This window comes from Hansschlegelia zhihuaiae (genome assembly GCF_004103825.1).
Taxonomy (GTDB): Bacteria; Pseudomonadota; Alphaproteobacteria; order Rhizobiales; family Methylopilaceae; genus Methylopila; species Methylopila zhihuaiae.
The window spans coordinates 1-9,363 of the sequence record NZ_RYFI01000040.1 but is presented as its reverse complement, the minus strand read 5'-3'; the positions used below and the strand labels follow the sequence as shown (position 1 = coordinate 9,363).

The window sequence follows — 9,363 nt, the reverse complement described above, 5'->3', positions numbered from 1 at the left end:
TCCCACTCTATTATCAATGAACATCCTAAAGCATTGAAATCACGACATTAAAAATATTTTTAGCGGCACTATACCGTCAGCCGTCCCGCCAAAATGGCCGGCTCTTGAAATCATTGAGTTTTTCCGGGGGAACCCCAAAAACGGTACTTTCGGGGACTATCGTCAAGCGCGGGATGCAGGAAACAATCCGACTCGATCCGTGCATTCCGCCGATTTCACGCGATGACCGTACCATCACAGCAGCCAATTGTCACGTTGGTCGAGGTGCGTCGCCCGCTGATACTATTGCGCACTCATCGCAGGCGATGCCGATCCCATACCATCAGAAACTCTAATTTCGGATCGGCCTGCACCGCGCTTTTCCACACGAACTTGTACGGCAATCCGCTCGATCATGGCAGCGACGTGCGTGATGACGCCAACCTTCTGACCTCTGCCCTGTAAGGTCTCCAGTGCATCTACTGCCAAGTCGAGCGTCTCCGCATCGAGCGATCCAAAGCCTTCATCGATAAATAGCGTGTCGACAAAGGACGATCGACCTTCAAGGCCTGACAGCGCTAACGCCAAGGCAAGAGAGACGAGGAAACGTTCACCGCCTGACAGGCTACGGGTGCTTCGGACCTCGTCGCCCATGTCGCGATCAATGATATGCAGCGTGAGATCGGACGCAGCCCCCCGCGCGAGCCTATAACGGGGCGTCAGTGCGTGGAGGTGATCATTCGCCAGTTGCACCATGTGGTCGAGCGTGATGCCTTGCACAAAACGACGAAAGCGGTCGCCGCTGGCGGAGCCAACAGCGTCGTCGACCGCCTGCCAAATTGCGAGTTCCACCCTGGCGGTGTCTAATTCAGCAGATAGATTTGCGGCTGTGCGGCGCGCGTCATCGTCACGCGCGAGCGCGGCGGAAAGAACACCAGTTCGTTGGTGCAGGTCGCCTATCTCTGCTGCCAGCGCGGCAACCATGATAGTCAGTGCCTCCGCGTCCGTTGTCTCGTCGAATCCTCCCAGTGCCCTGACTAAGTCGTTCTGGCGCGTCAGCGCCGCGGCGTCTGCATCGTTTACTGCCCGCTCGATCTCCTGAATTCGTGATCGCAGCACTCTGCACACAGCCGGATCGGTGGCAATCAGCGCGGAGACCCGATCCGGCGACCGAGCAATATCCTGGCAGGCCGAATTGAATGCCACTTCGGCTGAAGCGCGACGGCTCTTCGCGACCTCCAACCCAGAGGCGGCTTCCTCACAACGAGCGTTGGCCGACTGGAAGGCGCCAGCGGTAGAGGATTTCGCCTCGCGCGCCCTGGTGAGCTTTTCGCGCGCTGTCCGGCGAGCTTCATTGATCCCTGTTCGGTGGCTGGCGGTAGCCTCGCCGCCAAGAAGTTCGGCTCGGGCGGCTGCCTTCTCTTCTACGACCAAATGACGTTGATTGAGACGGGTCGCGATCTCCATCACCTGCGTCCGTGCGTGATCAAGCGAGGCGGCAGCCGCCGAGCGGTCAGGCACCAGCCGCTGCTGCGTCGTTTCGAGTTCACCAACCTGCTTACGCAACGCATCGTATTCTTGCGCGACCGCTGAGAGCCTGATGGCAACATCAGCGGGATCGGCATCGAGTGCTTCGTTGTTTAGGTCAGCCGCAGCGAGAAATGGCGTGATCTCACGGTCGATGGAACCGAGGCTCTCAGCAAGGGCCGCCTCCCTAACCATTTGCTCTTTTGCCTTCAATTGCGCGGCGTGCAGTTCAGAACGTCGTTGGTCGACGTCGCGGATTATCGACTCGATTGCCCGAGCGAGCGCGTCATGCTCCCGCTGCAAACCATCGATCTCTGTCCGAAGACGCTGGGCATCTGCCAGTGGACCGGTGATAGTGATCCGTTCCGCCTTCGCTGCCGAGGCGAGCGCCGCCAATGCGGACGCACCTTGGCTGTCAGGCGCGCGGGGCACACTTCCCTCCACTCTCGCCTTCGAGCACAGATCGCTCAATATTGGCCTCTGCTCGATATAAGCGCTCTCGGCCGCCGAAACTTGGCCGCGCGCGACATCGATCACGCGGTTCGCCTCTGTGCGACGCACCTCTGCGGCAGCGAGTGTGCGCGTGGCAGCGCCAAGACGCTGGTCTATCGCAGCCAGCGCGGCATCTAGTTCTTCGCGACGGCGGCGAACCGTGGCGACCATCTCGTTCAGCGCGCTGGGGTGCGCCAAGTGGGGATGGTCTGTGCTGCCGCACACCGGGCAGGCTAAATTCGGGGTCAGCAGGCTGCGCAGATGAATGGCTTCAGACGAGACAGCTTCCTCGGCAAGTTCCGCGAGAGGCACGATTTCGGCGCGCGCGGCCCGCTCGCGGAGTTGGTCGGATTCGGCTTCGGCGATTTGGCTACTCGCCGTGGCCACCTCCTGCGCCGCAATGGCAAGCTCTGATTCCCCGCGCGCTAGATCAGCCGATGCGCGAAGATGCTGCTCGCATGTGGTGCTCGCTTCACGCAAAGCTTCAAGCACACGCTGGATATCTGTGTCACGTTCACGGAGCGTCGGCTCGTCGATTGCCGCAAGACTGCTTCGACGTTCACTAATCTCACGACTGAGGCTGTCCTTCCGACCACGATCTACCGCGAGCTTCTCCGACAGCTCAGTTATTTCACCGTCCAAACGCGCCGTTACTTCCGCGGCCTCAGCCGCCCCGGACACCGCTGTGCCGCGGCTTTGTTTGAGACTGACCCGCTTTTCCAGCAGAACCATCGCGTCATCCAGGCGATCGGCAAGGAGAACGCGACCCGATTGATCTCTTAATTGGGCCGCTGTTGCGCCGAGCGATTCTGTGGCCTGGCGAAGGGCCTGATCAAGCGCGGCTAGCGCGGCCACGCTAGATTGCAACGTCGTCTCCGCCTGCTGCGATTTCTCGGTCGCATCCTTGAACTCGATTCGGGCCGTTGCCAGCTCCGCGTCGAGCTTCTCGGCCTCGCTCCAGAGAGGCCCAAAGCGCTTGAACAGGTCTTCCGCGGCCTCGTCGGCCATCGCCGCATCTGTCAATTGAGTTGCAGCCGTTTCGTCGAGCGTCCGCGCTTCTTCACGGGCAACAAGCAAATCACCGAGGCGCGATTCGGCCCCCACGGCAGCCCGCAACGCATTTTCCATATCGACCGATAGTGGGCGAAGCGGTTCGACCAGATCAAATTCGGCAAGCGAGCTATATTCCTCGGCGGCAGCCTCACGCGTTGAACGCGCCGTCACCGCTCGAGCCGCTGCCTGCGCGAGATCGCTTCTGGCGGTGGCGACACGCTTGTGATGATCAAGCCGCCCATTGTGTTGATCGCGCTCGGCGGCTTTCTGGGCGATGGTAGCCGCAAGCTGGCTTTGTTCGTTCAGCAGCCCCTGCCTGGCGTCGTCATCGAGCAGGCCGATGTCGTTCCGGCGCTGCTCCAACTGCTCGGCGGCCCTTCGTCGAACCTCCGTGCCTTCATGGACGCGGATCGAGATCGTTGCGTAGATTTCCGTACCTGTGATCTTCTCAAGCAATTCCGCGCGTTCGCTCTCGGCAGCGAGAAGGAAGGCGTCGAATTCACCTTGAGCGAGAAGCACCGTTCGGCGGAACTGATCGAATGTAAGGTCGGTTCTCGCTTCCACCGCGTCGCGAACCTGAGTCTTACCCGTCGCCACGGCGCTCCCGTCGTCAAGCCGGTACAGCGCGCGCTGCTCATTCTGGAGCCGCCCATTCGCTCGGCCACGGGCGCGATTAGCTTCCCACCGGACGCGGTAGCGCTCGCCATCCTGCCCGACGAAATCTACCTCGGCATATCCGCCGCCGGCGCCCCGACGCAGGATCGCGCGGCCATCATGAATTGAGATCGCCTCCCCGCTGGGATCGGGGGTATTTTCACGACGGCTAACGGAGACGCGCGGGTATTCGCCATAGAGCGCGAGGCAAAGCGCGTCGAGGATGGTCGATTTCCCGGCACCGGTCTCACCGGTAATGGCAAATAGGCCGGAACCTGCAAGAGGCTCTGCGGCAAGATCGATTTCGAATGGCGCCGCAAGACTGGCCAGATTTTCGCCCCGGATGGCCAGGATGCGCATGAATCAGGCCTCCGCCCGTGCTCGATGGAAAACATCCAAATGCGCTGCGTTCGGCGCCGCGCCAAACTCGCGCTCGAACGCAAGCTTGAATAAGTCCTCTGGGTCTCGTTCCGCCAACCGGATCAATGGATCGGTGAAGACCGCCTCATTCAGCGCATCGGGGATCGCGGCGACACGGGCATCGACGATGCGCACAGGAAAGTTCCCGGCGACGCGGTCGATCTCCTCCCTGAATCCGGACGGCAGCCCGTCACGGGCAAGTCTTATCTGGACGAATGGCCGCTCGTTGATCGGCAAATCCGGCTGGAGACCCAACGCCGTGAGGTAATCGCCAAGTTCAGTCAAACGCATATCGCCAGTCTCTGGGAGGCGCAGGAAAGGAACCGGCCGGTCAACCGGGATATGCTCAGACGTGACCTGCGCACCGTCAAGGCTCACAAGCGTGACTCCATGAGCGTATGGCTGCTCCGTCGCCGACAAGGGAATCAATGATCCCGAATAGCGAACGGTGTCGCGGCCAACGGCCTGGGCCTTGTGCAGATGGCCGAGTGCCACGTAACTCGCTTCCGTTGGGAACACGTCATGCGGCACAGCATGCTGACCGCCAACGAGGATTCGCCGCTCGGCACCCTCCGATTCCGTACCGCCCGCGACATGGAGGTGCCCGGTAAGGACAAACGGCAAACTGTCCATCTGCCCCCGTAACGTATCGAGTAATTCCGCGTAGAGGCTCCGAACCCCGGCGACGACCGGTGAACCAGACTCGCCATCCAGCCGCGTCAAATTTGGAAGGCACGCGGCGGTCGGATAGGAGACCGCTAAGATGTGTGCGGCTACCGCACCTTTGGCGTCAGCAATGGGAACGAGGTGGCGCGCCGCATCGATCCGCCCTTCATGCCGCCGCACATTTCCGACGACGCGGATCTTGAATGCCTCCAACAAAGGCCGTGGCGCTTCCAGCCGACCTGCGGCATCATGATTGCCGGCGACGATCACGGTTGTCATACGCGGCTGCGCGCGGCTCAGCCGCACAAGCGCATTGTAGAAAAGCTGTTGCGCTTCTCCGGACGGGTTCTGACTGTCGAACACGTCGCCGGCGATTATGAGTGCATCGACATTCCGCTCAACGACGATCTCTTCGAGGCGCTCAAAAACTTTACGATGCTCATACTCGCGCGAAAATCCGCGCAGCGTTTGACCGACGTGCCAATCAGCCGTGTGCAGAACACGAATCATTGCTCTTCGCCCTCCGGTTCGTGTGCCGGAGGAGCGCCCGACCATGCTTTCGAGATTGCGTCCCAATCGACGCCGCGCTCTTCAGCCAGCGTCCATACTTTCCAGAAATCCGGGTCCGCCGACTGCGGCCGCTGCGCATCGGGCAATTCATCGACTTCCACCAGAACCGGGATCGGTGCGGCCCAGCCGAGGAGAACAGCCTGTCTCGACGGTAAACTTGGCAACTCGCGGAGCAAACCGCCGACATTATCGGGAACCAGGCGCGCGACGAGATTCTGATCTGCGTCATTGACTATGCGGTGCAACAGAAACGTGTTGCATTGAGCGAGTACCGTCGGAGAAAGCTCCGACGGACGCTGTGACGAAAGCACCAGCCCAAGCCCGAACTTGCGGCCCTCGCGGGCTATACGTTCGAACACTTCGCGGCATAGCTGGGTCGGAGATGAGGCTGGGCCGTCATCGTCCTTGCCGCGCCGGACGAATGTGTGCGCTTCCTCAAGAACCAGGACGGTCGGCAAGGTCTGGCCCATCGGATGGCCGCGGCGATACCTCTGAAGAGATTCGAAGATCAGCCGCGCTAAAACCGACACAACAATATGGACGATTTCGGATGGGACGAGGGATAGGTCGACAACCGCGATTTGTCCGTTGCTTGCGCCATCGTCACCCACGTAGTCCTTCAGCCAGGTTTCGAAGGAGGTCGGCGGATCTCGGCCAATTACCGCACCAAGTCTCTGGTCGGCGAGCATTCCGCGAATGCGAAGTCCGAGTGTCGAGATAAACCCCGCAAGGTTTCCCCCTTGCTCGGTTGCCACCCGGTCAAGGTGTTCGGCGAGGATGTTGACGTCAAAGAACTGCGGCGCATCCTCGCTGATGGGCGCCGCATGGCCAATATCCGGCAGCGTCTGCACCAATGCGTCCAGCGCACTGCGGATCGTTTCGAGATCGGAAATCGCAAAATCGTTGAAGAAATTTCCGGACCGCCGGCTGTCTACAATTCCCGTGATCGTGGTGGAAATCTCGGCAAGAGCGCCACTAGTGGTCCCGAGGGCCTCCCCGCCAAACTGCGAACAATCCGACGCGATCGTTTCAAGCAGCCGTGCGCATTCAAATCTCGCTCTTGCAGCGCCCGCGAATGCCTGTGTGCCGGTGTTCAGCATCGCCGCTATCCGGATCGAATAGGAACCAAGGTATCGGCGGATCATCGCCTCCCTGGGCACTCCCTCCGTTTGGCCGGCCTTCAACTCCCGCAGCCCCTGCATCAGCAACGGGCGTTGTGCCCCTGGCTGGGCGTGAGCGACTGCGGTCCACTCGTGCCCGCTCCAGAGCCATGCAGGGACATCGAGCGGCCGCTCTCCTTCTGCAACGGGCGGAACGCGAAACAACCGCAGTTCGTCTCCCCGATCAGCGAAAGCCCTGGCGTATTCGCCATTGGGATCGAGGACGATAAACCGCGCATTGGGTACTCCGGTCTTACCGACGTCCTGGATGGCCTTCTCGGCCGCCGCCATAGACCACCGGATCAGACCCGCCACGGTGCATGATTTGCCACTGCCGGTGTTTCCCAACACCGCCAAGTGCCGGCCGAAAAGCTTGTCGGGATCGACCATGATGGCGGCGTTTGACGCCATCGGAGAGGAGCCAATTCTGACTCTCTTGTCGTCGTCTCTCGCGCCTACGATGGCTTCGACCTGGGAGGCCGTCGGAATGAGAACCTGGTCTCCCACTGACGGAAACGCGACTACGCCACGAGAGAGTTCGTATCTGGTCGTGCCCGAGGCGCGGTCACGCCGTGATGTCAGCGTGCCCACCGGCGATAGCGACATCTTCCGTAACGGAAATGGAAGGTCGATCAGGCCAAAGTCCTTCAGGCCGGAGCGCTTCGGATAAGGAGAGCGTTCGATCCCAATCCAGGTAATGTAGGCGACGGTCGCGCCGGCTTCATTCGGGATGAGCACATACCCGTTGAGACGCGGAAACCCCGCCGGCACCCCGGTGTTCAATGCTGTCGAGTGCGGCGCATCCAGCTCAAGAAGCACGCGAACCTCGTCAGGCGCAACCGACTCGACCACACCAACCACAAGGCCCGACAATCGTTCGATTGGAGTCGTCATGATCGCCTCACGCCATGCCAATCGAGGACGCCAGAGGCGGTGCGGCTGGAGGATCGCCGGCTTTTGGATCGCCCGGACGATGCTTCAACAGTTCTGTCATGCGGCCGGATATGTAGTCGAGTGCCGGCTTTGGCAGATAGTTTGCGACTAGTGTTTGAAGGTCTGAGAAATGAGGCCCGATCAGCAACGAAACCTGCGCATCGCGCGTCTTTTCAACAAATTCTTTGAGACGATCATCGGCAGAATAAGCCATGATCACCAAATGAGTCGACGGGATCGTGAGCATATCGAGCAGCACTCGATTGACGTGATCGTCGCCGAAGCCATAGCCGTAGGTCACGACAACGGCGTTCGGTCGGCAAGCTGCGGCCGCAAAATCGCGAAAGAGCTCCGCATAGGGATATTGTGTTGTTTCGACGTCCTTCGCTGGATTGGGATAGATCATGACCGTGTCGACGGGTTTTTTGGGGATGTCGGTATGGTCCGCAGGCGCTCCGAACGGGATCCCCTTGCGATAGATCCGCCGTTCGTCCTTGTCGAAAAACCAGTCCAATGAGCCGTGGAGCTTGGTCAGGCGAATGACGCCCTCCATGAACCGGGGTTCTCCTCGAATGCCGGGTGGATTGTAGTGGACGTCAACTTCAACGCGCGATGCCCGAAAGACTGGATTCAGAGCGCCGACAAATCTGTCGATGATCCGAAGACCTGCAAGATCGCAACCATGTTCGATCAGGCGGTCGTAGTTGGTTGTGAAGACGTGCAAACGTTCGCGAGACGCAGCGCGGCTCGCAAAACTCAAGAGGAGTGATTGCAGGGCTCCTTGAGCAGCATCCTTCGATGTCAGATCCTTTCCAGCGACGATCCCGCTTTCCGTCTTCAACAATGAAGTAAGAAAGCCGGACATCTGGGCATCGATGGCGTCTTTGAGGGTTTGCTCTGCCGTCTTGTCGATGACTCCGAGGCCGTCAAGCAGTGCAAGCGCACTTCGAAACTGATCTTCGATGTTTGCCGTGCCTCTTTTCATGGCCTTCGCTCCGGCCTGGGCGTGCGCATCGATGGCAGCGTCATACGTCGTGCCAAATGTAACCTTGGCCATTCCGGTGGCCCCGACACCCGCGATGTAAGCGACCGCGGTTGTGAACCCGCTGCCAAGCAGAAGATTGAGGTGCTCGGCTTGGAAAACAGCGGAGAGCCACGGCTCGATGTGCTTTCGAGCGCTATTTGTTAGAGTGTCCAGTTCATCTGGGTCGGTGGGTAGATCGTCCCAGGCGCCTGATTGACCGCCTACGCGATAAAAGTGCTTCTTATCCATACTTCCCCCAACCGCGACTACGGCTCTTTTCTCCGTCAATAGCGCCACACGGAACGGAGAAATTTATCATCCTGCTATGCTTCATCGACTGCTGGTCTCGGCGACCAAGGCCCGCTCGACGGCCAAATTTGTTCTTCTTCCAATCCGACGACCAGCGGCATCAAGAAGAGGCGGAGATCGGCGACAGTAACGGCGAAAGCATCCGGTGCGGCTGCCATCCGATCGCGCCCCAGGAAGGCGCGCCACTGAGAGGCCCATGCTTCCGCGAATTCATCGGTCAGGCCGACCGGGACAACGGATGGAAGGATTGTTCCGCGTCGCTCGAAAGTCCGCTGAATTGCCCCGACAAGAGTGGATCGGCGAAGCTGAAATGTTCGGGAGATCACCCCGAGATCGTAGAAGTCCTTGAGCCTGCTATTGGCCACGCCGAGGGTAACGAGAGCCTCGAATTTCTCGGCCACTACCGTTTCGACGGGATAGGCTCGAAGATGCGGCGCCGGTGCGTCTAGCAAGGCGGGATAGTCGATCTCCATAGCGGCGGGCGTAATCACGTCGCCAAAACCGATGTCGATCTGGATCGATATGCGCGCGCCAGCGATCGTTGCTGTCGTGCGAACACGCACGCCACCATATTCC

Annotated in this window: 5 protein-coding genes; all 5 read right to left on the bottom strand. The window is 60.1% G+C overall.

From position 1 onward, the window contains the following. Positions 1-282: 282 nt before the first annotated feature. Positions 283-4,065, bottom strand: a complete 3,783-nt coding sequence (locus EK403_RS21870) for an AAA family ATPase (RefSeq protein WP_128779568.1) — start codon at positions 4,063-4,065, stop codon at positions 283-285. A 3-nt stretch (positions 4,066-4,068) separates the two neighbouring features. Further along, positions 4,069-5,301, bottom strand: coding sequence for an exonuclease SbcCD subunit D (locus tag EK403_RS21865; protein ID WP_128779567.1), 1,233 nt, complete (start codon positions 5,299-5,301; stop codon positions 4,069-4,071). Next, entirely contained in the window at positions 5,298-7,415 is a 2,118-nt protein-coding gene (locus EK403_RS21860) for an ATP-binding protein (protein ID WP_128779566.1), read from the bottom strand. The genes EK403_RS21865 and EK403_RS21860 overlap by 4 nt, the downstream gene beginning before the upstream one ends. A gap of 7 nt (positions 7,416-7,422) precedes the next feature. Beyond that, on the bottom strand, positions 7,423-8,727 hold the full coding sequence (locus EK403_RS21855; protein ID WP_128779565.1) for an SIR2 family protein: 1,305 nt from the start codon (positions 8,725-8,727) through the stop codon (positions 7,423-7,425). A gap of 74 nt (positions 8,728-8,801) precedes the next feature. Then, positions 8,802-9,363, bottom strand: a 562-nt coding sequence (locus EK403_RS21850; RefSeq protein WP_164919728.1) for a nucleotidyl transferase AbiEii/AbiGii toxin family protein, incomplete at its 5' end; no start/stop codon positions are given.